The 26,935-nt window shown below is 53.9% G+C and carries 24 protein-coding genes and 1 pseudogene; 8 read left to right on the top strand and 17 right to left on the bottom strand.

All coding sequences use genetic code 11. The features are described from left to right. Position 1: 1 nt before the first annotated feature. The 4 genes from mnmG to hemJ form a co-directional block, all read right to left on the bottom strand. Complete coding sequence (gene mnmG / locus GKR98_14745; GenBank protein QMU59333.1) at positions 2-1,876, bottom strand: tRNA uridine-5-carboxymethylaminomethyl(34) synthesis enzyme MnmG; 1,875 nt, start codon at positions 1,874-1,876, stop codon at positions 2-4. 3 nt (positions 1,877-1,879) lie between these two features. Next, positions 1,880-3,160, bottom strand: coding sequence for a tRNA uridine-5-carboxymethylaminomethyl(34) synthesis GTPase MnmE (gene mnmE, locus GKR98_14740; GenBank protein QMU59332.1), 1,281 nt, complete (start codon positions 3,158-3,160; stop codon positions 1,880-1,882). 30 nt (positions 3,161-3,190) lie between these two features. Next, positions 3,191-4,480 carry a transcription termination factor Rho gene (locus GKR98_14735; protein QMU60116.1) on the bottom strand — a complete coding sequence of 430 codons (1,290 nt, stop codon included), beginning with the start codon at positions 4,478-4,480 and terminating at the stop codon, positions 3,191-3,193. Positions 4,481-4,579: 99 nt separating this feature from the next. Continuing rightward, entirely contained in the window at positions 4,580-5,038 is a 459-nt protein-coding gene (hemJ, locus tag GKR98_14730) for a protoporphyrinogen oxidase HemJ (protein QMU59331.1), read from the bottom strand. Between the two features lie 397 nt (positions 5,039-5,435). Here hemJ and maf point away from each other — a divergent pair, with 397 nt between their 5' ends. From maf to dnaQ, 4 genes are read left to right on the top strand one after another with little or no spacing between them, the layout of a single operon-like run. Beyond that, positions 5,436-6,032 (top strand): septum formation protein Maf, encoded by a 597-nt coding sequence (maf, locus tag GKR98_14725; GenBank protein ID QMU59330.1) that lies wholly within the window; start codon positions 5,436-5,438, stop codon positions 6,030-6,032. Further along, the gene (locus GKR98_14720; protein QMU59329.1) at positions 6,029-6,865 is read left to right on the top strand and encodes a shikimate dehydrogenase; all 837 of its coding nucleotides are present in this window, start codon (positions 6,029-6,031) and stop codon (positions 6,863-6,865) included. Before maf ends, GKR98_14720 begins: the two co-directional genes overlap by 4 nt. Next, positions 6,862-7,455 (top strand): dephospho-CoA kinase, encoded by a 594-nt coding sequence (gene coaE / locus GKR98_14715; GenBank protein QMU59328.1) that lies wholly within the window; start codon positions 6,862-6,864, stop codon positions 7,453-7,455. The genes GKR98_14720 and coaE overlap by 4 nt, the downstream gene beginning before the upstream one ends. Further along, a complete protein-coding gene (dnaQ, locus tag GKR98_14710; GenBank protein QMU59327.1) occupies positions 7,448-8,140 on the top strand; it encodes a DNA polymerase III subunit epsilon in 693 nt (230 codons plus the stop codon). Before coaE ends, dnaQ begins: the two co-directional genes overlap by 8 nt. On the opposite strand, the gene secB is transcribed toward dnaQ, so the two are convergent. Continuing rightward, positions 8,133-8,633, bottom strand: a complete 501-nt coding sequence (gene secB, locus GKR98_14705; GenBank protein ID QMU59326.1) for a protein-export chaperone SecB — start codon at positions 8,631-8,633, stop codon at positions 8,133-8,135. The genes dnaQ and secB overlap by 8 nt on opposite strands. 59 nt (positions 8,634-8,692) lie before the next feature. Continuing rightward, positions 8,693-9,160 (bottom strand): FxsA family protein, encoded by a 468-nt coding sequence (locus tag GKR98_14700; protein QMU59325.1) that lies wholly within the window; start codon positions 9,158-9,160, stop codon positions 8,693-8,695. 105 nt (positions 9,161-9,265) lie between these two features. Here GKR98_14700 and GKR98_14695 point away from each other — a divergent pair, with 105 nt between their 5' ends. The 3 genes from GKR98_14695 to GKR98_14685 are packed head-to-tail and all read left to right on the top strand — an operon-like array spanning position 9,266 to position 11,545. Beyond that, on the top strand, positions 9,266-9,928 hold the full coding sequence (locus GKR98_14695) for a Tim44/TimA family putative adaptor protein (protein ID QMU59324.1): 663 nt from the start codon (positions 9,266-9,268) through the stop codon (positions 9,926-9,928). After that, positions 9,925-10,944 (top strand): murein transglycosylase, encoded by a 1,020-nt coding sequence (locus GKR98_14690; GenBank protein ID QMU59323.1) that lies wholly within the window; start codon positions 9,925-9,927, stop codon positions 10,942-10,944. The genes GKR98_14695 and GKR98_14690 overlap by 4 nt, the downstream gene beginning before the upstream one ends. 7 nt (positions 10,945-10,951) lie before the next feature. Next, positions 10,952-11,545 (top strand): DNA mismatch repair protein MutS, encoded by a 594-nt coding sequence (locus GKR98_14685; protein ID QMU59322.1) that lies wholly within the window; start codon positions 10,952-10,954, stop codon positions 11,543-11,545. Here the strand turns inward: GKR98_14685 and GKR98_14680 are convergent. Both GKR98_14680 and GKR98_14675 read right to left on the bottom strand, forming a co-directional pair. Beyond that, positions 11,531-12,751: an MFS transporter gene (locus tag GKR98_14680; protein ID QMU59321.1), complete on the bottom strand. Its 1,221-nt coding sequence runs from the start codon at positions 12,749-12,751 to the stop codon at positions 11,531-11,533. The two genes, GKR98_14685 and GKR98_14680, sit on opposite strands and share 15 nt — an antisense overlap. 267 nt (positions 12,752-13,018) lie before the next feature. Continuing rightward, complete coding sequence (locus GKR98_14675) at positions 13,019-13,192, bottom strand: hypothetical protein (protein ID QMU59320.1); 174 nt, start codon at positions 13,190-13,192, stop codon at positions 13,019-13,021. A gap of 111 nt (positions 13,193-13,303) precedes the next feature. On the opposite strand from GKR98_14675, the gene GKR98_14670 reads away from it, so the two are divergent. Continuing rightward, positions 13,304-14,655, top strand: a protein-coding gene (locus tag GKR98_14670) for an IS3 family transposase (protein ID QMU59319.1) whose coding sequence is annotated in 2 segments (ribosomal slippage) — positions 13,304-13,639 and positions 13,642-14,655 — 1,350 coding nt in all. Because the reading frame shifts where the segments join, the coding sequence is not laid out codon by codon here. 74 nt (positions 14,656-14,729) lie between these two features. Here GKR98_14670 and hslU read toward each other — a convergent pair. From hslU to GKR98_14625, 9 genes and pseudogenes are all read right to left on the bottom strand, one after another. Further along, positions 14,730-15,755 (bottom strand): annotated as a pseudogene (gene hslU, locus GKR98_14665) (ATP-dependent protease ATPase subunit HslU). Then, positions 15,752-16,309: an ATP-dependent protease subunit HslV gene (gene hslV / locus GKR98_14660; GenBank protein ID QMU59318.1), complete on the bottom strand. Its 558-nt coding sequence runs from the start codon at positions 16,307-16,309 to the stop codon at positions 15,752-15,754. Before hslV ends, hslU begins: the two are co-directional and overlap by 4 nt. Positions 16,310-16,505: 196 nt before the next feature. Next, positions 16,506-16,826, bottom strand: coding sequence for a thioredoxin (gene trxA / locus GKR98_14655; GenBank protein QMU59317.1), 321 nt, complete (start codon positions 16,824-16,826; stop codon positions 16,506-16,508). Between the two features lie 78 nt (positions 16,827-16,904). Beyond that, on the bottom strand, positions 16,905-20,201 hold the full coding sequence (gene addA, locus GKR98_14650; protein QMU59316.1) for a double-strand break repair helicase AddA: 3,297 nt from the start codon (positions 20,199-20,201) through the stop codon (positions 16,905-16,907). Further along, entirely contained in the window at positions 20,198-23,170 is a 2,973-nt protein-coding gene (addB, locus tag GKR98_14645) for a double-strand break repair protein AddB (GenBank protein ID QMU59315.1), read from the bottom strand. Before addB ends, addA begins: the two co-directional genes overlap by 4 nt. Beyond that, positions 23,163-23,843 carry an NTP transferase domain-containing protein gene (locus GKR98_14640; protein QMU59314.1) on the bottom strand — a complete coding sequence of 227 codons (681 nt, stop codon included), beginning with the start codon at positions 23,841-23,843 and terminating at the stop codon, positions 23,163-23,165. The genes addB and GKR98_14640 overlap by 8 nt, the downstream gene beginning before the upstream one ends. Continuing rightward, positions 23,840-24,814, bottom strand: coding sequence for a phosphotransferase (locus tag GKR98_14635; GenBank protein ID QMU59313.1), 975 nt, complete (start codon positions 24,812-24,814; stop codon positions 23,840-23,842). The genes GKR98_14640 and GKR98_14635 overlap by 4 nt, the downstream gene beginning before the upstream one ends. Beyond that, positions 24,807-25,283, bottom strand: a complete 477-nt coding sequence (gene tsaE / locus GKR98_14630; GenBank protein ID QMU59312.1) for a tRNA (adenosine(37)-N6)-threonylcarbamoyltransferase complex ATPase subunit type 1 TsaE — start codon at positions 25,281-25,283, stop codon at positions 24,807-24,809. Before tsaE ends, GKR98_14635 begins: the two co-directional genes overlap by 8 nt. Before the next feature lie 42 nt (positions 25,284-25,325). Continuing rightward, positions 25,326-26,873 (bottom strand): diguanylate cyclase, encoded by a 1,548-nt coding sequence (locus tag GKR98_14625; protein ID QMU59311.1) that lies wholly within the window; start codon positions 26,871-26,873, stop codon positions 25,326-25,328. Positions 26,874-26,935: the final 62 nt, after the last annotated feature.

The following is a 26,935-nucleotide window of genomic DNA, read 5'->3' as shown; positions in this document are numbered from 1 at the left end:
GTCATGCTCTTTGCCGCTGAAGTTGCCTCAGCCTGGCCAAAATCAGGGTAAGTGCTGCGGGCGTCATGCCTTCGATGCGACCAGCCTGGCCCAGCGTTTCCGGCCGAACGCGAATTAACTTTCCAGCGAGTTCGTTTGAGAGGCCGCTAAGTGCACGAAAATCGAAGTCATGCGGTATTCTTAACATTTCGTCCTTCTTCAGCGCTTTGACATCACGCTCCTGGCGCGAAACATAGCTTGCGTACAGAGCATCACACTTTAATTGTTTTTGAATTTCGGGCGAAACTTTGCCCAGTTCAGGTCGGAGCTTCGTAAGGTCATTATAATCCACTTCCGGGATGGCCAGCATTTCGCTGCCGTTGCGCCTTTTCCCCCCAGAAGCAAGCTTAATGCCGACTTCTATCGCCTCTGCCGGCGTGACCGAAATGCCGTTCAGGACGCTGCAGCCAGAGCTTATTGCCTCAATTTTCGCATCAAACCGTCTTTTTCTTGCTTTGCTTACACAGCCAGCAGCGATTCCTAGTGGTGTCAGCCGCTGATCTGCATTGTCTGCACGAAGCGAAAGACGAAACTCTGCCCGAGAAGTGAACATGCGGTAGGGCTCGCTTACGCCACGCGTGATCAAATCATCAATCATAACGCCAATGTAAGAGTTGTCTCGAGAGAAAGTAACCGGCGCCAACCCCAAAGCCTCGCTGGCCGCGTTTAGTCCAGCCACCAGGCCCTGGCCAGCAGCCTCTTCATAGCCGGTAGTTCCGTTAATCTGACCTGCAAAATACAGCCCCGGAACGTCCTTCAGCCGCAACGTGGAAGAAAGCGCCCTTGGATCCACATAATCGTACTCAATTGCATATCCCGGCTGAACAATCTTTGCCGACTCCAACCCCTTAATGGATTGCACATAGTCAAGCTGAATATCTTCAGGCAGCGATGTCGAAATACCATTTGGATAAATCAGATCTGTTTCCAGACTTTCGGGCTCCAGAAAAATCTGATGTGAGCTCTTCTCCGAAAAACGAACTACCTTGTCCTCAATCGACGGACAGTAGCGTGGGCCCACGCCGTCGATATGGCCGCCATACATGGCTGAACGGCTAAGGTTTTCTCGGATAATTTCATGCGTGGCTTCATTAGTGTGGGTGATGCCGCACGAGATTTGCCGTGCAGATACGCCCTCCGACATGAACGAAAATAGAGTTGGCTCGTCGTCTCCAGGCTGATGCTCCAAGGCCGCCCAGTTAATCGAACTTGACCTAAGCCGCGGCGGCGTTCCGGTTTTTAATCGTCCGAGCGGCAAACCAAACTCGTCAATGCGTTCAGCCAGCCTGACTGAAGGTGCATCGCCAATTCTACCGCCGGGTCGCGTCGTATTCCCTATGTGAATAACGCCGCGAAGGAACGTTCCCGTAGTCAAAATCGTTGCCGCAGCACTTATTTCCTTACCATCCGAAAGCACTACGCCAACGACTTTATTATTATTTAGGGCAAGGTCCACGACCTCACCTTCAATCACATCAATTAACCTATGAGACGCCAGTTCTTTTTGCATCTCGGCCCTGTAGATTACTCGATCAGCTTGAGCTCTGGGCCCTTGCACCGCAGGCCCCTTGCGTCGATTTAGTAAACGAAACTGGATGCCTGCACGGTCTGCAACTCTGGCCATCAATCCATCGAGCGCATCAATTTCGCGCACAAGATGGCCTTTCCCCAATCCGCCAATCGCTGGATTACAGGACATGACCCCGATGCCCGAGCAGGACAGAGTCACAAGGGCAACCCTTGCACCACGGCGTGCGGCTGCATGCGCCGCCTCTGCGCCAGCATGCCCTCCGCCAACTACCAAAACGTCGAATGCTTGATGTTTCACGTGAAACATCCCCTATTTGCCAATGCAGAACTTTGAGAAAATTTCATCCAACACATGTTCTACGTCTATTCTGCCAACAAGCGCATCCAATACATGAATGCCAATCCTAAGATCCTCGGCAACAACTTCTGCCATCTCCGGCGAAACTTCTAAACCAGTCTGAGCTGTTTCAATAGCCCCTATTGCCTGTTTAATAGCAAGGCGGTGTCTGTCATGAATTGCTACTCCCACACCCAGGGCTCGCTGGGATAAGGTTTGTTCGATCTTTTCCAGCAAATTGTCCAGACCAGCACCAGATATAGACGACACATCAGCATCATCTACTATATCCGCCTTCGAAACGATCTGAATATCATCCTTGGTCGGTTCGATAGCCGGCGTTTCATCTCGCGAACTTAATACAATTACGCGCAGGTCCGCTGAGCGCGCCCGCTTAACAGCAAGTTTAACTCCCATATTCTCAACAGCATCATCGGAATCTCTAATGCCTGCGGTATCCAAAAAGGTCACAGGAAGGCCCTTTAGGTCCATGTGGACTTCTATGACATCTCTCGTGGTGCCCGCCATTGATGAAGTAAGCGCCGCTTCCCTACCAGCTAGAGCATTCAGAAGCGTCGACTTTCCAACATTTGGCGAGCCAACTATTGCAACCTCAAATCCGTCTCGGATGCGTTCTGCCGCCGCAACGCCTGCCAGTTCTGCTTGAAGTTCATTCAGGACTCTTTTCAAAAGATCTTGAACCTCAGGCGTAACGTCGACCGGTACATCCTCGTCTGCAAAATCGATTGTGGCTTCTAGTAAGGCTGCTGATCTAATCAACAGCGAACGCCAGAGTTCGACTTTTTCTCCCAATGCCCCTGTGAAAACTTTCAGCGCCTGGCGGCGTTGCGCCTCCGTCTCAGCGTCTATTAAATCACCCAGGCCCTCTACTCGCGCTAGATCCAGCTTTTCGTTCTCTAGTGCTCGCCGAGTAAACTCGCCGGGCTCAGCCAACCTCAGTCCATCAATTGAAGCCAAAGCACCCAGAACGGCATTAACCGTAGCCACCGACCCGTGCAGGTGCAGCTCTACAACATCTTCCCCCGTGAAGCTGTTGGGAGCATCAAATCGCAACACAAGCGCCTGATCTAAAACCAGACCGCTGCTCTTCAATGTTCGTAGGCTTGCCCGGTTTCCACTGCTCGGAATGTTGCAAAGTTTGCCAACCGCGTGGAAGCTCCCCGGTCCCGAAACGCGAACTACGGCGACGCCCGATTTCCCGCGAGCGCTCGCTAAGGCAAATATCGTATCCATCTACATAACCGTCTGAAAGATAACAGTTAATTAGGTATTCATGGAGTCGAAGAAATCCGAATTCGTTTTGGTTTGTTTCAGCTTGGAAATCAAGAACTCAATGGCATCGGTTGTTCCCATAGGGTTGAGGATACGCCGCAATACAAACGTCTTAGCTAAGTCCCCCTTGTCAACGAGTAGATCTTCTTTCCGAGTTCCCGATTTCAGAATATCCATTGCGGGATAGACGCGTTTATCAGCGACTTTGCGATCTAGTACGATCTCGCTATTGCCCGTTCCCTTAAACTCTTCAAAAATGACTTCATCCATGCGGCTTCCTGTGTCAATCAATGCTGTTGCAATAATCGTAAGAGAGCCTCCTTCTTCGATGTTCCGCGCTGCACCAAAGAAGCGCTTCGGTCTTTGCAAAGCATTTGCGTCCACACCACCGGTCAATACCTTTCCAGAAGACGGAACTACGGTGTTAAACGCACGTCCAAGTCGCGTTATCGAATCCAACAGTATTACTACGTCTCGCTTATGCTCCACCAAACGTTTGGCTTTCTCGATTACCATGTCGGAAACCGCGACGTGACGCGTTGCTGGTTCATCGAACGTCGATGAAACAACTTCACCCTTCACAGAGCGCTGCATGTCTGTGACTTCCTCGGGCCGCTCGTCAATCAGTAGAACAATCAAATAACACTCCGGATGATTGGTCTCCACCGAGTGAGCGATATTTTGCAAAAGCACAGTCTTACCTGTTCGAGGGGGAGCAACAATGAGGCACCGCTGCCCCTTACCAACAGGAGCTACCAAATCAATTATCCGAGCTGACCTATCTTTGATCGTTGGATCCTCGATCTCCATATTCAGGCGTTCGTCCGGATAGAGCGGGGTCAAGTTATCAAAGCTGACTTTGTGGCGCGCCTTCTCTGGTTCCTCAAAATTAATCGATTCAACTTGCGTCATCGCAAAATAGCGCTCGTTGTCGTTTGGTTCCCGGATTACCCCTTCGATGGTGTCACCGGTTCGCAGAGAAAACTTCCTGATCATCTCAGGTGAGACATAGATATCATCGGGGCCGGGCAAGTAGTTCGCTTCTGGCGAACGAAGAAAACCAAACCCGTCTTGGAGCACTTCCAGAACCCCTTCACCACCAATGACCCAGTCTTCGTCTGCCCGTTCTTTAAGGATCGAGAACATCATCTCGCCCTTGCGCATCGTTGATGCGTTCTCAATTTCTAGATCCTCCGCCATAGCAAGCAGCTCTTTTGGAGATTTAGATTTCAGTTCCGACAGATTTAGGCGATCAGACATAAGTATCCTCTGACCACACATCTGATGGTCGAATTTGATGAGAAACGGAGCGCGCAATTTTGGCCAGAACGGCCAGCGCAAAGATTACTTAAGTGTGGCAGGCCTTACTGTCAACAACACTTAGAATGGTCGAACAAACACCAAAACAACGATTACCACCATCAGTGCCGTGGGAACTTCATTCATTAGTCGGTAATGACGTCCGGAGCGCACATTTGATCCATCCTCGAATTCACGAAGACGCAGACCGCACCAAAAATGAAACCACGTCATTCCCAAAACAGCCGCAGCTTTTAGCCAAGGCCAGACCATACTCCAGTCAACCACTCCTGGTGTTAAAGCAAGAACCAATCCAAATACCCAAGTCGAGATCATTGCTGGGGTCATAATCAAACGATAGAGCTTTCGCTCCATCGTTTGAAACACGCTATACATTTCGGCATTATCTGCGCCTCTTTCAGTATGGTAAACAAATAGCCTTGGAAGATAAAAAAGCCCAGCCATCCACGAGATTACAGAGATCACGTGTAATGCCTTCGCCCAAGGATAGAGTTCAAATACCATCTTAGCTAAACCAATCGATAAATTGTTTCGCCCTTCCTAAATTAAAATAGAAAAGAAAGAAAAGATGATGTTGATGTAAGGCTTCTGGATAAGTGGAATTACGTATTTATCCACAATGTTATCGAGTCAGGAAAATTTTATGAGGTGAACTGGATCATTCTAAAAGCGCGAAAAAACGATTTGAAAACAACGCCTTCAGGGAAGCTCTTGGGTGATCTCCAACGCAAAAAACAAGGAAACCAGCTAACTATAAAAATTATCAACATAGTCACGTTAAAACTTACCCACCGTGGATAAAGTTTGGAATACCACTACGAGATTGGTGCACTCCGACCCATTGCATACAACCAACAGGTTTCCTAAGAGACAGTTAACCGGTTGACCCTGCCGCCACACACAGAGTTACCCACATATGCCCGATCTCATATTAGCCTCTACATCGCCAGTCAGAGCGCAGCTGCTAAGGAATGCAGGCCTAAAGATTGAGACTGTCGCACCCCGCGTAGATGAGGAATCCATCAAACAATCGTTGCAAGGCGTAGATGCCAAGCCAAGAGATGTTGCAGACGCACTTGCACAGGAAAAAGCCCGCAAAGTAGCCGGAAAATGGGACAATGCTTTGGTGCTCGGTTGCGATCAGGTTTTGGAGGTATCCGGTCAAATGTTATCCAAACCGAGCGACGAAACCGAGGCAATATCTCATCTCACGAGAATGCGTGGAACCAGCCATACATTGTATTCGGCAGCTGTATTCTATGAAGGGCCAGCGCCTGTTTGGCGGCACGTCGGTAAGACCACACTTCATATGCGGGACCTGTCGGATGCCTATATAGAAGGCTATATTCGAAGAAACTGGGATAGTATTCGCTATTGTGGGGGCTGCTATAAAATCGAAGAAGAAGGCGCGCGCCTTTTCACCCGAATCGAGGGTGACTATTTCACAATACTTGGACTGCCGCTGCTTGAGGTATTGTCCTATCTGACATTGCGCGGCACGCTGCAGTCATGAGCGACACAAAAATCCCCATAGCCGGTGTGGTCGGATCCCCAGTCGCACATTCCAAATCACCCAGGCTCCACGGGTATTGGCTTAAAAAATACAATATACGCGGCCATTATATACCCATGGAGATTGCGCCTGAAAACTTGGAAAGCGCCATTCGGGAAATGCCCAATATGGGGTTCGTCGGGCTCAACGTAACGATTCCACACAAGGAACACGTTCTTTCAATAGCAGATCTTGTGACAGACCGTGCGGCCTTGATGGGTGCAGCGAACACGCTGATTTTTCGTCGTGACGGAAAGATTCATGCCGACAATACCGATGGATACGGTTTTGTGGAAAACCTTCGACAGGGCGCGCCAGGTTGGGATCCTCAGCAGGGTCCAGCGGCGGTCATCGGCGCTGGTGGGGCCGCCAGAGCTGTTCTGGCTTCGCTCATTGAAGTTGGTGTCCAGGAAATACGACTTTCGAATAGGACCAAAACTCGCGCCGAAGCGCTGCGCCAAGAGTTCGGAACTAAAGTCCAGGTCGTTGACTGGGTTCAGGCTGGAAACATGCTCGAGGGGGCCGCAACAATTGTGAACACTTCGTCATTAGGAATGGATGGCAAGCCGCCCATGCGAATTCCCTTGGACGGGATGACGGCCGAATCCATTGTTACAGATCTTGTGTACACCCCGTTAGAGACCGCTCTCCTTGCGCACGCAAAGTCAATTGGATGCCAGACGGTTGATGGCTTGGGTATGCTTCTTCATCAAGCGGCACCTGGTTTTGAACGATGGTTTGGTGTTCGTCCCGAGGTAGATGAAGATTTGCGTCAGGCAGTTCTGGCACCATGACCGTTGTCATCGGACTGACTGGTTCAATAGGTATGGGTAAGACCACTACTGCAAAAATGTTCAGTGATTTGGGAGTGCCGGTTTGGAGTGCGGATGAGTCAGTTCACAATCTTTATGCTAATGGCGGCCAGGCGGTTTCAGAGATTGAGAAACTTTACCCGGAAGCAGTTAAGAATGGGTCAGTCGACAGAACCGTTCTAAGCGCTTGGTTGGGCAAAGACCCAGACCGGTTTAAGCAGGTTGAAAGCGTTGTACATCCGCTAGTTGCGGAAGACCGAGCAAACTTCATTGGCAATGCGATCGGGCCTATAGTTGTTGTGGATATTCCCTTACTCTTCGAAGGGCAGCACGAAAACTCTGTTGACGTTACAGTTGTGGCGACCACTTCGATGGAGAACCAGATAGAACGAGTCTTACGCCGTCCTGGCATGACGGAAGCCAAACTTGAAATAATTCTAAGCAAACAGATGCTGGACTCTGAGAAGAGGCGGCGAGCAGACTATCTAGTCGACACATCTTCTCTTGAGGTGGCTAGAAGAGATGTCCAAACTATCTTGGAACATGTTGGGGCGAAGTTTGGTCATGCGTGAGATTGTACTTGATACAGAAACGACTGGGTTTGACCCTCAATCTGGGGACCGTATTGTCGAAATTGGCGCCATCGAATTGAGTGGGCATGTCGCGACGGGCCGAACCTACCACCAGTACATAAATCCAGAACGATCAATGCCACAAGGCGCATTTGAAGTTCATGGACTGGGCGACGACTTTCTTGCTGACAAGCCAGTATTTAAAGACATCGCAGCGGACTTTGTGAGCTTCATCGGCAGCGCAAAGCTGGTAATCCACAATGCTGCGTTTGATGTGAAGTTTCTAAATGCTGAACTCGGCTGGGTTGAGCTGCCAAAAATTGATTGGGAAAGAGCAATTGATGCGCTGGATATTGCAAGGAAGAAGTTTCCTGGATCACCGGCTTCTCTAGACGCACTTTGCCGACGTTTTGGAATCGACAACTCCGCAAGGACCCTACACGGGGCGTTGCTGGACAGCGAAATTCTTGCAGAGGTTTACCTAGAATTGATCGGGGGGCGCCAGCCCGATTTTGAGTTATCAGCGCCTGATGCAAAAGAGCGAACGGCGATTGCGACAGCAGGCAGCCGAGTTCAGCCAAGGCCAGGGCCCTTGAAGCCCCTTATCAACGAAAGCGAAAAAAAAGCCCACGACGCATTTGTTAGCGCCATGGGCCAAACATCCATCTGGTCACGCCTTAGCTGACAGTAGGAGTTCCTTCGTTCTGGGACGCTTGCGCTTGCTGTTGCATCAGGTTCTGGCGGTAAAGCGCAACAAAATCGATGTTGTCCAGATTCAAAGGTGGAAAACCACCATCACGGGTAACATCTCCGACTATGCGGCGGATGTACGGGAACGTCATCCGGGGGCATTCGATCAGCAAAAACGGGTGCATCTGATTTTCTGGAACGTTGTCGATCTGGAACAATCCTGAGTATTCCAGCTCAAGCAAAAACATCGTCGCGCCGTCCGATTTGTTTTTTGATGTAATATTAAACTTAGTCATGACCTCGAATTGGTTATCGCTTTTCTTCTTTGCGTCCAATGCGACCTGAACCTGAATATCAGGCTGAATTTCTCCCTCAATTGGTTTGCGGGTCATGATATTCTCAAACGAGAGATCGCGGATATACTGCCCAAGCACCTTCATCTGAGGCGGCGTAGGTTGCGAAGCAGCTCCGTTTTCGGTTTCAGCCATGTTTAGCTCCATAACGAAAATTCAAATCCGGCCCCGCATAACAGAGCCCTTGCCGGGCCTCAATGGCGCGTCCAACCCGACGGACCAGAGCTGTTTGGGGGGTCTAAATCTTCGTATTCAACATCTACAACTGTGGGATCGAACGATTCGTTTGATTGCGAACCAAATTCAACTGGTTGAACTTTGATTTTGCTCTTGACCGAGCGAAACAACCACGACCTCACAGCGGGCACCATGAGCGAAAAACCGATCGCATCTGTGAAGAATCCAGGCGTAAGCAGCAAAGCGCCTGAAAACAAAATCATTGCTCCGTGCGCCAGCGGCTCTGTTGGATCACTTAGTTCTTCGAAAGACGATCGCACCCTTCCCATTACGGCAAGGCCCTGACTGCGGACCAAAGCGGCACCAAGAACTGCGGTGATTATGACAATGGCCAATGTGGCCAATAACCCAATTGCGCCCCCGACTTGAATAAACAAAGCGATTTCAATCAACGGGACGATCAAAAATAAGAGAAACAGGCGCATTTGACCCCTTTCGTTGCGGGGCCACCGGTAGACTCGACCCCTTTGCCGTCCTACATATGTGCCCTGACGCACGAAAACCCAAGTATTCGAATTTAGAGAGAGACAATGAGCTCATCCTTGATCCAGCTATTGGTGCTTGCCGGCATCGCCATTTTCCTGATTCTTCGCCTGAGAAGCGTCCTTGGAACACGGGAAGGGTTTGAAAAGCCTCCTGTAACAGGCCCAGCGCCAAGCAATAGAAAAGATCGGCCCGAATTTGACGTCATTGAAGGCGGGCCGGATCGTGACATTATTGATCATGTAGAAGATGGGTCAGATAGTGCGAAGGCACTGACCGCAATGAAAATGGCAGAGTCCGGTTTTGGTGTCAGCGATTTCTTGGAGGGCGCCCGCGGTGCTTATGAGATGATCTTGATGGCGTTCGAGAGCGGCGATCTGTCAGATGTTCGCGGATTTTTGTCTGAAGAAGTGGCCGAGACTTTTCAATCGGTGATTGACCGACGAGAAGAAGAAGGCCTTACGATTGATGCGAGCTTTGTGGGGCTGCGCGAAATCAGCTTAAAGTCCGCAGAGTTTGATCGTTCCTCCGGCGTGGGTGAAATGACGATAAAGTTTGTTTGCGAGCTTACGAGTGTGGTTCGAAACGCAGATGGAGAGATCGTTGAAGGCAATCCAAGCGAAATTAAGCGCCAAAGGGATGTTTGGACATTTGCTCGCAAGATGGGCGCTGAAGATCCTAATTGGCACCTGGTCGCCACTGGGGAATGAGGCAGAGATTGGGTGCGGCAGTTTTGGCGACATTGATGTGCGCCAGCTCGGCAGCGGCTGAATCAAAAATACAGCAATGGTCAGATCTTGAGGGTTGGGCGGAGGATGATCATGCCGCTGCACGCTCTGTGCTTCTCAATACTTGCAACCAATTGAAAGGACCGGAGTGGTCAGCAGTATGTGTGCTAGCCAGGAAAGCAGACACCGCTCGAGACTACTTTGAGAGAAACTTCACCCCGGTAATGGTTTCCGACGGCGAGGGCGGACTCTTCACCGGATACTACGAACCTGAGTTAAGCGGGTCACTAACTAAGAACGATAAATTCAAGTATCCGATCCGACGGCGACCAAGCGAAGCCGAAGGTAACTCGCCATGGCTGTCACGAAAAGACATCGAGACTTCTAATGTATTGAACGGACGAGACCTGGAGATTGCCTGGCTATCCGATCCGGTGGACAAGTTCTTTTTGCAAGTACAGGGGTCGGGCCGCATTCGAATGGATGATGGAGAGAGTCTACGTGTCGGATACGGAGGCAAGAACGGACACCCTTACCGCTCCGTTGGTAAAGAGTTGGTGCGACAGGGAATTTTTGAATCCCATCAAGTTTCTGCAGGGACAATCCGCAAATGGGTAAAGCAACACCCATCAAAAGGAACAAAGTTGCTTTGGCATAATCCGTCTTATGTTTTTTTTCGGGAGGTGAAGAACCTTGCCGAGGACAAAGGGCCGATTGGGGCTATGAACAGGCCGGTAACAGCCGGTCGATCAATTGCGGTCGATCCAAAATTTGTTCCGCTGGGTGCGCCGGTTTGGATCGAAAAAAACGGCAAACTGCCGTTGCGTAGACTTATGGTCGCGCAGGACACCGGGTCAGCAATAAAGGGCGCTCAGAGAGGCGATATATTTTTTGGGTCAGGCAAAGAGGCGGGAAAGGTTGCGGGGCGCACGAAAGACAAAGGAAGAATGGTTGTTCTGCTTCCGACGGATGTAGCAAATACCCTTGTGAACGATTGACGGAACTATGAAACGTCGGCCACCACGCGGACTTAAACCCGAAGAACGGGAGTTGTGGCAACGGGTCGCCAAGACGGCGACACCCTTGAATCCCAAAAAGTCTTTAGACACGCCGGCTGATGAAGAGAAGAAACAAAAAGCTGTTCCGGATCACAAATTCCAAGTGCCCAGATTTGAGATTGGCTCGAATGCAGTAGCCTCAAAAGGAAGCGGGCACTACAGCGGCGCAATTCCAGCGACACAACAGACTAGTCCTATCAAGATGGACAAAAAAGCGTTTCTGAAGATGAAGCGAGGAAAGTCACAACCTGAAGCCAGGATAGACTTGCACGGAATGACCGTTGCCGATGCGCGACCGGCTCTGGCGAGCTTTATTTTCCGCTCTCACGGACAGGGAAAACGGTTGGTCCTCGTGATCACCGGTAAGGGGCGACAGGCACAGGATGAAGGACCAATTCCAGCTCGCATTGGCATTTTAAGACACCATGTCCCGCAGTGGCTAAGTGGGGGGGCGATGCAGTCTATCGTGCTTCAAGTGACCGAGGCACACCAACGGCACGGTGGTTCTGGCGCCTTCTACGTCTTTTTACGCCGAAGCTAGTTTCCGGGCAGCGCGGTGACTTGCCGCCCATACCAAGATGGCTGCAAGCGCAAAATATCCTGAAATCAAAGGCATTTGCGACGGAAATGAGTATCCGATGTCAATCAGGCCGCCCGTAATGCCTGGCCCAATCGCTGAACCAAAGACCATAATGCTGGCGCTGACGGCTTTGATTGAACCGATGTGTCGGGTGCCAAAGTACTCGGCCCAAAAGGCTGTAACCAGTGTTGACTGAAGTCCCACTCCGGAACCGAGAACGGTGAAAGCTATCGCGGCAGTGAACAATGACTGTGCCTGTGCGAGTAGCAAGAAGCCGAAGATCCAGGGGAACATATAGAAAACAATCAACTTTCCAGAGCCAAACCGGTCTATTAGTTGACCTGAAATCAGTGTGGATGTGACCGCAACGACCGTCAGAAGTGGGATTAGCGCAAGATAATCCAGCAATGGCCAGCCTTTGACTTCTGCGATGTGGACCTGTTGGAAAAACAAGGACGTACCCCAGGCAGGAGGCCCGAGTAGCATTGGTAAGAACATCCAAAATATTGGTGATTTGAGCACCTCGGCTCTGGTCCAGTGCCGCCCCATCATGCCAACAGACGAGGCGTCCTGATCCAGCGACTGGGGCGTTCGTTCGGACTCCAAGAGCTTTAAAATAAAAGGAAATGTCGCAAGAACTGTGAATGCGGAAAAGATCCAGATCGTTCGCCAATCAACAACGACGAAGAGCGCGGCGATGATGACGGGGAGCAGGGCCTGGCCAATCGCGAAACCCATAGCGGCGACCGAGAGAGCCAACCCTCTGCGGGCGACGAACCAGCGGGCCATAGAGACCGTGGCAAGTTGCGACATCATTCCCTGCCCTAGGAACCGCAAGAAAAAGATGATCACTGCAAGGCCAAATACCCATTGATTATAAGCCATTGCGACGCAGACCAGGGCGAGGCCGGGCATCACGAACTTGACCAAAGTGACCGCGCGATACTTGTCTGTGAGCGTCCCTGCCCAGAACATGATGATTGCGGAAGCCGTGGTCGCGACCGTGTAAAGCCCGCCCCATTGACCGTCCGTCAAATCGTAAGCACCCATGATCTGGGCGGCAAAAAGGGCAATGAAAAAGGTTTGTCCGTAGGCCGATGAAAACGTGAGCAAAACACCGGCGGAAAGGAAGCGCGCGTTTTGTTGGAGGAAGGATTTCAACGGCATGGCGTGTCTGTCTGCCTGTTTTGATGGAATGAAAAGCAAAAACTGCACAGAATAAATCCAGGCCTGCGGCATCCTATGCATTTCACCGAGTGAACAAGAGGTTAGCGAGCCGTTCGGACGCACCGACGTCGAGTTGGCAGGTTTCGCGCGAATCGCCATTAATCATTGGGGTTAATGATGCGAACGCAACGTCGGTATTTTGTCGGTATCGCGTCGGTGCGGATTTTGCCAAAAACTCTGGTTAACAGGGCGTGCGGTGATGCAGGGCTAAATTTCCAGAATGAGCGGGCAGTGATCTGAAACCTCGGGATCGCGGATGATCTCAAAGCTATTGACCGGCACGGCGTCGTTGACGAGCATGTAATCGGCAAAGCGTCCGGGCTTTTTATAAAGCGTTGTGCGGGTTCCGCCCGTATCCTGACACGTGACGAGGTCTTTCAAGCCAAACTTGGCGAGTGTTTCGAAGTGTCTGAAGTCAGCGCCTATGGGTCCAAATAGCGTTATTTGATAAGAGAGAGTTGTTGGCTCATCGTAACCACTGAGGAGTGGGACATGAGACAGACAACTGGAACTCGCAGGAGCCCCGGCGAGAAGATCGTCAAAGAGATCAAGCGCGCGACGCGCAAACAGTATTCGTCAGAAGAGAAGATCCGGATCGTGCTGGATGGCTTGCGTGGCGAAGACAGCATTGCTGAGTTGTGCCGTCGTGAGGGAATATCTCAAGGTATCTACTACAAATGGTCCAAGGACTTCATGGAAGCTGGCAAACGGCGGCTTGCTGGAGATACGGCGCGTGCGGCTACGACCGACGAAGTCAAGGACCTGCGCCGCGAAGCCCGAGACCTGAAGGAGGTCGTTGCCGAGCAAACACTGGAACTGCGTCTTCTCAAAAAAAGCATGACCGGCGGTGGGGGCGACCAAGAATGAGGTATGCTGCATCTGAGAAGTTGGAGATCATCCGGCTTGTTGAGGGGTCGCATTTGTCTGCTCGTCGAACATTGGCAAAGCTGGGCATCCCCCGCACCACATTTTACCGTTGGTATGATCGGTATCGGCAGCGCGGCGACGCTGGCCTTGTGGATCAAGCGCCTAAGCCCAGACATGTCTGGAACCGCATCCCCGACGAAGTCCGGCGCAAGGTCGTCAAGCTGGCGCTGCAGGAGACGGAGCTGTCGCCGCGCGAACTGGCAGTGACGTTCACGGATCGGGAGCGCTACTTCGTCTCGGAATCTTCAGTCTATCGGGCCCTGAAGGCCCACGATCTGATCACCAGCCCGGCCTTTATCGTGCTCAAGGCGGCAAACGAGTTCAAAGACAAGACCACTGCGATCAACCAGCTTTGGCAAACCGACTTCACCTATCTCAAAGTGCTTGGCTGGGGCTGGTTCTATCTCAGCACAATCCTGGACGACTACAGCCGCTACATCATCTCGTGGAAACTCTGCACGAACATGCGGGCAGAGGACGTGACGGACACCCTGGATTTGGCGCTACAAGCATCAGGGTGCGATCAGGTTCACGTCATCCACAAACCCCGCCTCCTCAGCGACAACGGGTCCAGTTACGTCTCTGGCGATCTGGCTGAATGGCTGCAGGACAAAGGCATGAAGCATTCTCGGGGCGCACCATATCATCCCCAGACACAGGGCAAGATCGAGAGGTGGCATCAAACCCTGAAGAACCGCATCCTATTGGAGAACTACTTCCTTCCGGGAGACCTCGAAACCCAGATCGAAGCCTTCGTCGATCACTACAATCACAAGCGCTACCACGAGAGCCTGAACAACGTCACACCCGCCGACGTCTACTTCGGGCGTGACAAAGCCATTCTAAGACAACGGGAAAGGATCAAACGAAAGACGCTCGAAGCGCGGCGCTTGCATCACAGACAGCGCGCCGCATAATAACATCAACCAGACGAGCCAAACTCTTTACTTGTTTAAGCAACTCTTGGTTCCCAAAACCCTGACGACGGACAGTCGGTTTCCGTCAGGATGCGCACAAAGTCTTCTTCGGTCAGGGCGCGCAAATTAACACGGATCGGCAAGCGGCCCTGAAGTTCGGGCAGCAGATCCGATGGTTTCGCGATGTGGAACGCGCCGGATGCAATGAACAGAATGTGGTCGGTTTTGATGGGGCCGTGTTTGGTGCTGACAGTGGTGCCTTCTATCAATGGCAAGAGGTCACGCTGGACGCCTTCGCGGGAGACATCCGCGCCACGGGCTTCGGAGCGTGCGGTGACTTTGTCGATCTCATCGAGAAAGACGATGCCGTTTTGTTCGACAGTTGTGAGGGCGGCCTTGGTGACGCTTTCATCATCCAAGAGCTTGTCAGCCTCTTCACCAATTAGAATCTCGTAGCTTTGCGAGACGGTCATGCGCTTTTTGACGGTGCGCCCGCCGAAGCCTTTGCCGAAGATTGAGCCGAGGTCGATGGGCATCCCACCGCCCTGCCCCGGCTGCATTCCAGGAATGTCCATGCCCTGGAACGGGTTGGATGTGTCCTGAAGTTCAAGCTCGATCATGGTGTCGTCAAGTTCGCCGCGTTTGAGCTTGTCGCGGAACATTTTGAGGGTTTGCTCGCGGGCGTTTTCGCCAGCGATGGCGGCGATAACGCGTTCTTCGGCGGCTTTGTGGGCGTTTGCCTTCACTTCGTCGCGCATGTTTTCGCGGGTCATGGTGATGGCAGCCTCGACGAGGTCACGGATGATCTGTTCGACATCGCGGCCGACATAGCCGACTTCGGTGAATTTGGTGGCCTCAACTTTGAGGAACGGGGCTTTGGTGAGTTTCGCCAGGCGACGGGAGATTTCGGTCTTGCCGACGCCGGTTGGGCCGATCATCAGAATGTTCTTGGGATAGACTTCGTCCCGGAGATCATCGCCAAGCTGCTTGCGGCGCCAGCGATTACGCAAGGCAACTGCGACGGCGCGTTTTGCGTCTTTTTGGCCGATGATGAAGCGGTCGAGTTCTGAGACAATCTCGCGAGGGGTGAGGTCGGTCATTTGGGCAGGCTTTCCACGGTGAGGTTGCCGTTGGTGTAAACGCAGATGTCAGAGGCGATTGCCATGGCGCTGCGGGCGATGGTTTCGGCGTTGTGGTCGGTGTCCATAAGGGCGCGACCGGCTGCCAGGGCGAAGTTGCCGCCGGAACCAATGGCAGTAACGTCATGTTCGGGCTCAAGCACGTCCCCTGCCCCGGTCACGACGTAAAGATCGGTGCCGTCGGTGACGATGAGCATGGCTTCGAGTTTCTGGAGGTATTTGTCGGTGCGCCAGTCTTTGGCAAGCTCGACACAGGCGCGTTGGAGTTGGCCGGGGGTAGCTTCGAGTTTGGCCTCTAGCCGCTCGAGAAGCGTGAAGGCGTCGGCGGTCGAGCCTGCGAAGCCCGCTATGATCTCGGTGCCGCCGGGTTTGAGGAGACGCACTTTGCGGGCGCTGCCTTTGATGACGGTTTGGCCAAGGCTGACCTGGCCGTCGCCTGCGATGACCACCTGCCCGCCTTTGCGGACGCCGATAATGGTGGTGCCGTGCCAGCCCGGGAATTGATCGTCGGCCATATCCGTCTCCTGTTTCGTATCGAATGGGTATATGCGGGCGCTGGCGCGGGACTGCAAGGTTTCGCCGCTGCGGCGACGACCCGCCGGGGGCGCTGCCCCCGGACCCCCGGGATATTTATGGGCCAATAATGTATGTCAGGGTCATGAAAAAGGCCGCCTGTAGGGGCGGCCTGCTTCGGATAGGCTTTAACTTGGATCAGATAGACTCGTCGATCCAACCCTTGAGCGCTGCTTTTGGAGCGGCGCCGGTTTTGTTTGAGACGATCTCGCCGTCTTTGAACAGGAACAGCGCTGGAATGCCGCGAACACCCATTTGAGCGGGTGAATTCGGGTTTTCGTCGACGTTTACCTTCACGATCTTGACCTGATCGCCGTATTCGGTCGAAAGCTCTTCCAGAGCCGGGCCGATCATTTTGCAGGGGCCGCACCATTCGGCCCAGAAATCTACGACCACCGGCACGTCCGACTGGCGGACTTCGGCGTCGAATGTGTCGTCGGTGACGGCTACGGTTGCCATTGAATTTCTCCTTGGGGAAGCGGACAGATGGGGAACCTATGAATGCGCGCGGGAAACGTCAAGATGTTGTGGCATCGGTTACGCGTGCCTCACGATGGCGTGTTCCAGGATCATCAGGCGCGGGGCAGATGTCCAAAGGATTTCCAGCGATATTTCACGATCAGGCCAAATGGCCTGGACAGCCTCCAGATAGGCGCCCATCTGGCGCAGAATACCCGCTGGGGTGTCTTCGGGTCGCTTGGGTAAAACGGCATTTGATTTGAAGTCGATGACGCGAATGCGGTCTGGCAAAACGATCAATCGGTCAATGGTTCCGACGAGCTGTTGTTTGGACGAAAGCGGCGCGGCAAGGCTGACTTCGGCCAGCGTGTGCGGCGAGAAGATGTCTGGCGCAAAGTCGATGGCGTTTGAGGCATCCCGCAGAAGGTCTTCGGTATCTTCTTGCATCAAAAGGCGCTGAGCGATCCTGGGCCAGTCATGCTGCGCGTAGTCCGGCAGGTGTTCGAGAAGCAAATGGATATCTGTGCCCCGCTTCATCGCAGCGTCTTGGCTGAGGCGGGTGTCTCCGGGGAGTGCCTTTGGGCCGCCCAAATCAGACGGGGATACAGACGTCATCCGGACTGGCGTCGGTGGAGCGCTTGCTGAGGGCTGAGCCATCGCGCGCGTATTATCAGTCTCTGTACCAGAGTTTTCAACCGCGACCGCACCTGCCCAACTGCCGTGCTGTAGTCGCAGAATTGTCTTTTCACCTTCGGTTACATCAACGCCGCCTGCTTGTCGGACTCCATGCTCAATTGCAGAGTGCCAGTTGTCATCAGACATGCTGTCTTGAGCAGCCCCGCCCACAATCAACCAGTGCTTTGCGCGCGTCATGGCAACGTAGAGCAGGCGTTGCCGCTCTTCCTCGCTGGCCGTCTGCAGCGTATTTTTGGCGTCTTGAATGGCTTCGGGTGCGTCTTTTGCTCCCAGATTCCAGAAGGGAAACCGAGCGTCGTCCATTATTACAGAATCGGTGATAGAGCTTTTGCGCCGTATAGTGTCTGGAAGAATAACGACTGACGACTCCAGCCCCTTTGCTCCGTGCACTGTCATGACGCGGATCAGCCCGCCGGAGGTGTCGGATTGTCGTTTAACTTCAATATCATTTGCGCCTGCACGAGCTAGAAATCCTGTCAGGGTCGGGACGTCGGTTTGCTCGTAGGCGAGGGCTTGATTGAGTACCTCGTTAATACCGTCTTCGGCCTCGGAACCCAGGCGTTTCATGAGCAACTTACGGCCGCTGTGACGGATCAGAATACGCTCCAAAAGCTCATATGGGCGCAGAAAATCAGAATGACGGCGCAGGTCATGGAGGACGTCGAGCGTTTGCAGGTGGTTTTCGCTATCTCGGAGCGAGGCCCAAAGAAAGCCACTTCGTTTATGAGCCAGTTGATAGAGATCGGCCTGGGACCAGCCGAACAGCGGCGAACGCAGGGTTGTGGCGAGGGCCAGATCATCTTCGGGGAGCGCCAGGAAAGAAAGAAGTGCGAGCAAATCACGCACTGCCAGTTCGGCATTCACTTTTAGACGGTCCGCACCGGCAATTGGCAGATTGCGGACCTTGCAGGCGCTGATCAGGTGATCGAAAAGAGGTCCGCGGCGCTGAACCAGGATTAGAATATCCCCGGCGGAAATCGGCTCGAAACTGCCATTTTTTCCCGGTTTAGTGCCACTTTGAAGTAATCCGACAATCTTATCAGCAATTTGGTTCGCCAATATCACAACTGGTGAGTTCGCTGCTTTGCGATCAATCGGGTCGTGCCATGCAGGCTCGTCTTCCATGACTGGCTTTGGAACCAAGGGCCAAACGTCTACGCGTCCGGGAAGGTCGGATACGAAGGCGCGATGTTCGATATGGTCGCCGAGGCCGTCGGACAGATTGCCGGTGAATGTGTGGTCCACGGCACTGAGTATGGCAGGGGATGAGCGGAAAGAATGCAACAGTTCATGTCGTTGCAGGCCGGGGCCATTTTCGAGGCGCGCGCTGAAATGATCCGCCATAGTGTCGAATCCACGGGCGTCAGCCCCCTGAAAGCTGTAAATCGACTGCTTCTTGTCACCAACGACAAAAAGAGAGCGATCGCGATCGGTGCGCGCACCCAACCCCGCGGTGATTTCGGTGGCGAGCGCGTCAATCACCTGCCACTGAGCAGGGCTGGTATCCTGGGCCTCGTCCACAAGGATGTGGTCAATTCCGCCATCAAGTCGGAAAAGAACCCAGGCCAGACTTTCATTTGTGAGCAGGGCGCGAGCTTTGTGAATGAGATCATCGAAGTCTAGCGCCCCGACGGCGTTCTTTTCGTCACGGTAGGCGGGCAAGAAGTCCGCGGCGAAAGCGTGCAAGGCCCAAGTCTGGTGAGCGGCATTGAGGGCGATACGAGCGGGGCGGGCTGCCTCGATCTGGTGCATGATATCGTGGAGTTGTGAGGTGTATGCCGCAAAAATCCCCTCGCGAAATCCCTTAGTCGGGGTTGTTGATGTCTTGGCAGCAAAGGGGGCTTTGGCGGTGCTGCCGAAGAGAAATATAGTCTCTAATAAGGGCAAAATTGCGAATGAGGGCGTATCTGGAAGGCCGGAAAGAGCGTTGCCGAGCTTATGATCTGTTGATTTGTCGGACCGGGATAGGATTGGCGGCAGGCCCATCAGAAAATCGAGGTCGGATTGCGTCAGCGCGTCATTGAGGACGTCTGTTTCGGTTGTGAACGGGTCCAACTCGAAGGCGGCGAAAACGTCTTCACGCCGCCGGTTGGCAAATTCATCCTCTTTGCCAGTGATCGTTGCCGCAAGCGTACTTAAGTCGTCTCCTGTGTATTGCCGCGCGATGTCAGCAAGAGCGGAATTTCCGTCTTCGGCCATTTGATCAAGAACGCGCGCTATGACGTCGGATTTACCGATGTCGTCCAGCTCGCGAAACTGCGGGGAAACGCCGGATTCGAGCGGAAATTGCCTTAATAGAGACGAACAGAAGCTGTGAATGGTTTGGATCTTCAAGCCGCCGGGGGCTTCAATTGCGCGCGCAAAAAGTGTGCGGGCACGAGCCAGATCCGGTGTTTCAACTTCGCCTAGCTCGCGCAGATTACGGGTAAGAGCCGCATCATCCAGCATCGACCATTCGCCGAGGCGTTGAAAAAGGCGATTCTGCATCTCACTGGCGGCGGCCTTGGTGTAGGTGAGACACAATATCCGCTGGGGGTTGGCACAGCGCAGCAGGAGACGGGCGACGCGGTCGGTTAGAACTCGGGTTTTGCCGGAACCGGCATTTGCAGAGAGCCAGGTGGAAGCAAGCGGGTTGGCGGCTGTTATCTGGGCCTGCGTGGCATCATTGGGCGCGGTCATGGCAGTGGCACCGTTTCTATTTCATCGGTGGCGGACCATTCGCCGAAGCGGGCGAGGTGGTCGAAGTCTCCGTCCCAGCGGAGCGATTCCATTGCGCGGCGAGAGACATACCCTTGACTGGACTGGTGGAAATGGGTGAGAAGTTGTGTGAGTTCGCGTTCGATTGTGGCCGGACGGAAATCGACAGGCGTTTTGTCGAGTTCGTGTTCGGTCAGCTCCAATGATAGATTTTTGCCGGCGCGATTTAGGGCGAGGTATTCGACGAGAGCAACGCCGACCGGGCCGAGTTTCTTAAAAGCTCCGTGTTCGGCCATTACGGCCTCGATAAGTAACTGGCGTTGATAGTAGCGGATTTGCTTTTTCGAGGGAGCCTGGCCCGACTTGTAATCGTAGATGATGACATCGCCGTCGGGGCGTTGATCAATGCGGTCAGCTTTGCCGCGAATTTCAAAGGGCGTGCCGGGCAGGGAGACAGCGCCCTTTTCTTCCAGCACCACGTTTTTGGCACCGGACTGGCGGGCGATTTCTTCTTCTGCGATGCGCGGGGCAATTGTGCTGAGATGAGCGAACCAGAGGGCGCGGATGGCGGGCCATGGGACTTTATCGGCGAGAACGTCTTGTGCGATTTCCATGAATTTCTCTTGAGCGCTGGCGGTGTCGGTGTGGGGGCCACAACGCACAAAGCACTCCATGACAGCATGAAAGGCGTCACCGCGCATTGCTGCACCTGGTTCGGGGCGGAGCGGGTTTAATGCGCTGAGCTTCAGAATGTAGCGGGCGTAAATCGCGTATGGGTCTCGGATGAGCTTTTCAATTTCGGTGACAGTGAAGGATTTCGGGCGCACTTCGGTTGGCGGCGCGGGTGCCTGGCGTGGTTCGGGTTCAGGTTCGCCGGTTGGGGCGTCAAGGGCGGCGGCAACATCAAGAAATGATTGGCCGCGGGCCTTCATTGCGAGAACTGCGTCGGGACCATTTTGATCAGGAAGGCCCCCCAACAAGTTTAGGAGTCGGTTTATCCATCGGGACGGCACTGTTTCAGCCTCGTCGTCGCGACGCGTGCGCGACAAGATCACAGATTTTGCGGCAACAGCCTGTTGGTAGTCGTGCGCCGAAAGGCCAATCTGCCGCTCGGGCGACAACAGCCCGGCATCACGCCGCATCTGACGACTGAGCCAGGGGTCCGGAGTTGCGCGAGAAGGCCAAGTGCCTTCGTTCAGACCCCCTAGAATGACCAGGTCGGCACCCTGTACGCGCGCCTCTAGTGTGCCCCAGATCATGACGTCGGGGCGCGTCTCATCTGTTTCGCGAGCATCTTCAGCCGCAAGTGATTTGTCTAACAATCGAAGGTAGTCCGTCGGAGGCATCGGAGCAGCAGCAATTGCATCGTCGTCCAGTCGATCACAAACTTCGCGAGTTTTGCGGCCTGCGTTCTGCTCCCAAAGTTGACCGGTGCCTTCGTCAGACTGGCCGCGCGCAATCATTTCGGCAATGGATATGAGTTTGGTGTGGCTAGCCCCCAGGGTAGGGACGGTCGATACTGCAAAATCGCCCAAAAGATCTCGCAACCAATTTGTCCAATCGGTTCGGCCTTCGTCATCGTCAACGAATTTCGTGAGCAAGGTTTCCGAGACTGCGACCGCCGATTTCCGACGCAAAAGCAGTTCGAGTTCGCGCGTGTTGCGAAGATGGGGGCCACGATCTTCTCCGCCCGTCTGGGTTAGAGGGTGTTTCAATATACCGATCACGTCTTCAGCGCGGGGATCGGTGCCCATAACACGCGCGATCTGCCGCAATAGGCGCCCGGGAGGTGTCAGCGACAAAGGGCGACCGGCGCTGTCATCAGGTGTGATATCCCAGCGCTGAAGCGCGGCGGTAACCCGTCGACCAAGTGTCCGATCTGACGTTATGAGCGCAGCCGTTTGGCCGGAATCAATAGCGTTGCGCAGCGCGACGGCAATGGCGAGCGCCTCGTCGCGAGATTGTGGAGCTTCGATGATCGACAGCCCCTCGGTCGCTGGCACCAAGTCGCCCAAGGCGGGACCTTCGGCGCGCCATTGGTCTGTTACTGGAGCTGGACGAAGAGATAGGGAAATCAAGCGATTACGTTGAGGGTCAGGTGTGATGGCTGGCCAGTCCTGAACGTCATCGGGTGTGATGTCTAACGCCCCGAGAAAAGCCGAAAAACGGAACTGCGGATGATCTTCGAGCGGTTGGGAATCGTCCGACCTGGAAAGTGTCTTCCATACATTGTGGGGCAGATCACGGTCAAAGCCGGGAAGAACCACAGCGCCTTGAGGCAGACGGGCGGCGGCCTTCATTAGTTCGAATGTTGTTCCGCGGGAGCCTGTTGAGCCGATAACAAGAACAGGTGTTTCCGGTGGTTGGCTTTGCCAACTGTCGATTAGAGCATTTGTAGCAGCGCGAAAGCGCGCTTCGGGATCCAAATTAGTGCCGTGCGTAGCATCCAGGTAATCGCGGACAATGCCAAGAAAGCTCTGCGCGCGGGCCCAGTGGCCAGATTGGTCAGTGACATCAAGGTTCAGGATATCATCTGGAGCGACCCCTTCGCTGTGCATTTCGTCAAGGAGTGCTGTGAGGCTGTCCGCAAGATCAAACAGGGCCGAGCGGGGAGCCGGGGCCACTTCGCCGTCCAAAAGCGGAGCGATAAGGCGTGCGAATTCGAGGCTGCGGGCAATTTTCTGTGCGGGTTGCGGCAAGTCGGCCCATGGCACCAGCTGCGGAGTGTCGGTGACGAGATGAATGCGCGGTAATAGGCGAGCAGGGCCTTGCGCAAAAAGGTCTGTCATGCGGCGGCGCATGCGTTCGGTGTTGACAAAAATACGGGTGCGAGCAAGCGTTTCGGGTGGTTGGTTAGCGTGGGCAGTCAGGATTCCGTCGACGACCGCGGCCGGGAAATCAGCGCCCGGTGGGACAGCAAAAACGCGGGGGTTGGGCGAAGGGTCAAACATGGGCGGCTCCCGTTAGGGCTTCGGCCATTGCGAGACCTTCGGGATTTCCAATATCGCACCACTCGCCGGGATAGACGGTGCCGTGAATGCCTGTGCTTTCCGCCAATAGATCCCAATAGGCGTTCAGCGAGAATTTGGATTGGCCGATTTCATGCAAACGATTGGTGCGGATGATCTGAGCGCCAGGGTAGATCATCGGGCCACCCCGTGTGAGCTTGCCGTCAGCGAGCGCAAAGTCGCCGGGACCCTCGCGGTTATGTGCTTTGGCTGGATCAATGAGCAATAACAGCGCCTGCATGTCGTCGCGCCATTCATTTTGAAGGTATTGGAGCGGGTTAGGCCCGATCCAAGCGTAATCAGGGTTTAGCGTCATTGTTGGCGAAGTGAGGTGATCGCGTGCTGCAAGAAGTCCGCCGCCGGTATCGAGGATATCGGGCGTTTCGTGGAATGTTCGGATGTTCTGGGCGGCGAGGTGCGGCGCGATTTTGTCATGCAAATAGTGGGTGTTCGCGACGATGGGCGTTGAGCTGACCTGTTGCCCGAAGGCGATTGCGTGGTCGATCAAAGGCTTACCGTTGAGCAGCAGCATAGGCTTGGGCGTGTCTTTGGTGAGGACTCCCATGCGCTTTCCGAATCCGGCTGCGAATATCATGAGGCTGATGGGTGCAGTCATGTTTGGAATTCCATCAGAAGGTCAGGGTTAGGGATGTTGTCAATCAGGTGCTGGCCCGATTGACCGAATGCTGGGTGCGCGGCGCAATCTTTGAGGTAGCCGAGGACGCGAGGGATGGCGCTAAGGTGGGCGGTCTTGCCGTCGCGCCGCGCGGCGCGGGCGAAGATACCGAGGATGCGCAGATTGCGCTGGGCACCGAGGATAGCCACGGCTTCTGCCAGTTTGGAGTGATTGTCGCCAGTCAACGCAGCGTAAGACTGGGTTAGCGTGTCTCGAACAGGCTTTGGAACATCGACGCGAGCGTCGGTCAGGAGAGACATCAGGTCGTAAGCCGGGTGCGTGAGTATTGCATCCTGAAAATCGAGTAGCCCCAGCTTTTTCGGGCCGGTCCGGTCGGGGAGCCAAATGATGTTGTCGGCATGGAAGTCGCGGAGTGAGACCGTTGGTGGGTTGGCTAGCAGGACAGTCAGCTTTGCACATAGGATATCGCGGAACGGCTGGAGTGATTGGGAGCCAACTTGCGGATACCAATCGTCGAAAAGCTTTGTGGCTTGGGTTAGATCTACGGCGTTGGGGCGAGGGAGATCTGGCGCAGGTTTGTTGCGAATTCTGAGAAGGGCTTGCAGGGCGATTTCGTAGTGGTCTTGCTGAAGATGCGGCGCGCTGCGCACGATGTCGGACAGTTTGTTGTCACCGAAATCTTCCAGCAACAGCAGGCCATTGGAAGCATCGTCGGCAATAATTTCGGGCGAAGACAGATGGGTTTCGGCAAGCCAGTGCGCCATTTTCAAAAAAGCCGGCGTCGATTGCTCTTTGTCCGGGGGCGCGTCCATCAGGATGGAAGAGTTTCCATTTTGCGATAGGCGGAAATACTGGCGGGAGGACAGATCACCAGCGACCGGTGCTTGTGCGGCATCAGACCAGCCAGCGTGGGCCAGAAATTGGGAAATGAGCGCAGTGCGGTCAGGCATTGACGCCCATCAATACATTCAGACGGGTATCGGACCATGTGGCGTGCAAAGATCTGCCCTGACCGTTCATTTGGAATTTGAGTTGCAGCGCATTCTTTGGCGTCAGTTCGCCCAAGCGATCGGGCCACTCGATCAGGGTGATCGCTGTATCGAGCGCGACATCCAGTCCGAGTTCGACCAATTCCTCTGTGCTATGAAGACGATACAGGTCGCTATGCCAAATCTCGGTCAGGCCGTCATTGTAGATTTGAACAAGGGTGTAGGTTGGGGATGGAACCTCTTCCCACAAACCGGCATCTTCAAGACGTTTTTGAATGAGCGCACGCGCAAAATGGGTTTTTCCGGTGCCGAGATTGCCGTCTAGCAGCACACAATCCCCGGCGCGAAGGAGCGGCGCGAGAAGACCCGCTGCTTGCGCAGTTTCATCCGGTGTTTTGAGACAAAGTTCGACGGAGCGTTCGCTGGACATGGGAGTAGTTTGGCTGTCCCAACGGCCCACTTCAAGCGGTGATTAGACGACTTCGAGAAAGGGTTCGTTAACACCTTGGGCGCGCCCGGAGGTGCGAAAGATCACTTGGGTGCCACCCCCGGTCATTGGAATAAACCGACAGGACAATCTTCGACCGTCCTGCATTGCTGTCACGGCAGTCCATTCCACCCTTTCAGATGTATCGGCGGCAAAGTCCCGAAAATCGCCCCAGATTGGCGTGGGAACCGAATTGACATGCCACACCCGGCTGGCGTCAATGAATGAGGTCTCGGCAATAGAACTGTCAGGATCGACGCGCCACAGCTGCCGGTAGGCACGATTTGTCAGAACACATGCACCTGTGCCGGAGAATAGGGCGGTTGCGTCATCCATGTTGTTTAAGAGCGTTTGACCAACCTCAAGCTCTCTCCGGAACTGACGCGTTAACGTCATCTCGGCACTGATATCCTCAAAAAGAAAAGCAATTGCTCCGTCGGGGTGTGGGCGTCCTGTGACTCGATAAGTAAGATTGCCAGGTAAAGACCACGTATCGCTGTAAGAGCCGTTTTCGGCAGCAGCTTCAAGATCGGCAATGGATTTGCGCCAGCTTCGATAATCTTTGGGTTCAGGCGCCATGTTGCGTTCACGAAGTTTATCCAACAACTCGGACAGCCCCGGCCGCGATGCAAGAAAGTCTACGGGAAGGCGCGTCAGTTCGGTCAGTGCGGGGTTAAACAGTGCCAGATTCCTCGATCTGTCGAATATCGCCAGTCCAATCGTCAGTTGAGAAAATGTTTTTGTCAGCGTCTGCATAAATTCGCGCAGTTGAGTTTCTGCATTGACTGTTGCGTCAGCGTCAAATGCCGTTACCAGCGTATCTTTTCCAATGGGAACGCTGTGGCATTCAAACCATCTTGCGCTTTCCTGATCTGGTGCGCCTAAAGCAATACGCCGGGGTGCGCCGCGTTCTGCTACCGGGAATAGGCGTGGCAGGGGCCATTCGAGAGCACGCTTCGCACCGTATATCTCGCGTACAGCTTCAACGTATGCCCGGTTAACCCAGATTGGTGTGCCATCAGCGGCTTGCCGCCAGACCAAATAGGGTGCGCTGTCTGTTGATTGACGCAGGGTTTCAAGCTCGGCTTCCTGGGCGGATAAGCGATGTATGTCCTCTGACGAGGGTGTTTCGACATCACGACTTGAGATTTTTAGCCGCAAAGTTCCCTGAGCGAATTCTGCAATTGCCTGTTTGGAGCCATCGCGTGAGACTGCAGTCTTGGTTGGAGTCGAACGACTCGCGGCGAGTAGGGTGTCCACCTGATCAAACTGAGCATGCAATGCCTGGCGAAGCGCGGACATTTCGAGGCTGTCCGTGCCGTGGACCTGTAGCAATCTCTGGCCGGAGAAGTTGGCGTCCAGAAGAGTATCGTCGCGGATCAGGAAGATAAGTGGATCGCCATAAAGTTCGGTGGACGGGGAGGCTTTTGGCCGAGCCCAAGGCAATTTTCGCAATGTTGCCAGAGCAAGATAAGAGGCGACAAAAGCGCTCAAGCCGAAGAGTGCGGCGTCGGCGAAATGGAATTGCAGCACGCGACTTTCCCCAAAAAGTTCGCTGCAACTTTCGTTTCATAGAGTTAATAGATGGTTAACTG

Origin of the sequence: Boseongicola sp., from assembly GCA_014075275.1 — a bacterium.
In the GTDB taxonomy this organism is placed as follows: domain Bacteria; phylum Pseudomonadota; class Alphaproteobacteria; order Rhodobacterales; family Rhodobacteraceae.
Note: the sequence above shows the minus strand (reverse complement) of the source record. Positions and strands in the feature narration are given on the sequence as shown.

What these genes read in the sequence shown, in the direction of transcription:
- mnmG (QMU59333.1), bottom strand. Translation starts at nt 1,876, where the DNA reads ATGTTTCACGTGAAACATCAAGCATTCGACGTTTTGGTAGTTGGCGGA.
- mnmE (QMU59332.1), bottom strand. Translation starts at nt 3,160, where the DNA reads ATGGATACGATATTTGCCTTAGCGAGCGCTCGCGGGAAATCGGGCGTC.
- GKR98_14735 (QMU60116.1), bottom strand. Translation starts at nt 4,480, where the DNA reads ATGTGTGGTCAGAGGATACTTATGTCTGATCGCCTAAATCTGTCGGAA.
- maf (QMU59330.1), top strand. Translation starts at nt 5,436, where the DNA reads ATGCCCGATCTCATATTAGCCTCTACATCGCCAGTCAGAGCGCAGCTG.
- GKR98_14720 (QMU59329.1), top strand. Translation starts at nt 6,029, where the DNA reads ATGAGCGACACAAAAATCCCCATAGCCGGTGTGGTCGGATCCCCAGTC.
- coaE (QMU59328.1), top strand. Translation starts at nt 6,862, where the DNA reads ATGACCGTTGTCATCGGACTGACTGGTTCAATAGGTATGGGTAAGACC.
- dnaQ (QMU59327.1), top strand. Translation starts at nt 7,448, where the DNA reads ATGCGTGAGATTGTACTTGATACAGAAACGACTGGGTTTGACCCTCAA.
- secB (QMU59326.1), bottom strand. Translation starts at nt 8,633, where the DNA reads ATGGCTGAAACCGAAAACGGAGCTGCTTCGCAACCTACGCCGCCTCAG.
- GKR98_14700 (QMU59325.1), bottom strand. Translation starts at nt 9,160, where the DNA reads ATGCGCCTGTTTCTCTTATTTTTGATCGTCCCGTTGATTGAAATCGCT.
- GKR98_14695 (QMU59324.1), top strand. Translation starts at nt 9,266, where the DNA reads ATGAGCTCATCCTTGATCCAGCTATTGGTGCTTGCCGGCATCGCCATT.
- GKR98_14690 (QMU59323.1), top strand. Translation starts at nt 9,925, where the DNA reads ATGAGGCAGAGATTGGGTGCGGCAGTTTTGGCGACATTGATGTGCGCC.
- GKR98_14685 (QMU59322.1), top strand. Translation starts at nt 10,952, where the DNA reads ATGAAACGTCGGCCACCACGCGGACTTAAACCCGAAGAACGGGAGTTG.
- GKR98_14680 (QMU59321.1), bottom strand. Translation starts at nt 12,751, where the DNA reads ATGCCGTTGAAATCCTTCCTCCAACAAAACGCGCGCTTCCTTTCCGCC.
- hslV (QMU59318.1), bottom strand. Translation starts at nt 16,309, where the DNA reads ATGGCCGACGATCAATTCCCGGGCTGGCACGGCACCACCATTATCGGC.
- trxA (QMU59317.1), bottom strand. Translation starts at nt 16,826, where the DNA reads ATGGCAACCGTAGCCGTCACCGACGACACATTCGACGCCGAAGTCCGC.
- addA (QMU59316.1), bottom strand. Translation starts at nt 20,201, where the DNA reads ATGACCGCGCCCAATGATGCCACGCAGGCCCAGATAACAGCCGCCAAC.
- addB (QMU59315.1), bottom strand. Translation starts at nt 23,170, where the DNA reads ATGTTTGACCCTTCGCCCAACCCCCGCGTTTTTGCTGTCCCACCGGGC.
- GKR98_14640 (QMU59314.1), bottom strand. Translation starts at nt 23,843, where the DNA reads ATGACTGCACCCATCAGCCTCATGATATTCGCAGCCGGATTCGGAAAG.
- GKR98_14635 (QMU59313.1), bottom strand. Translation starts at nt 24,814, where the DNA reads ATGCCTGACCGCACTGCGCTCATTTCCCAATTTCTGGCCCACGCTGGC.
- tsaE (QMU59312.1), bottom strand. Translation starts at nt 25,283, where the DNA reads ATGTCCAGCGAACGCTCCGTCGAACTTTGTCTCAAAACACCGGATGAA.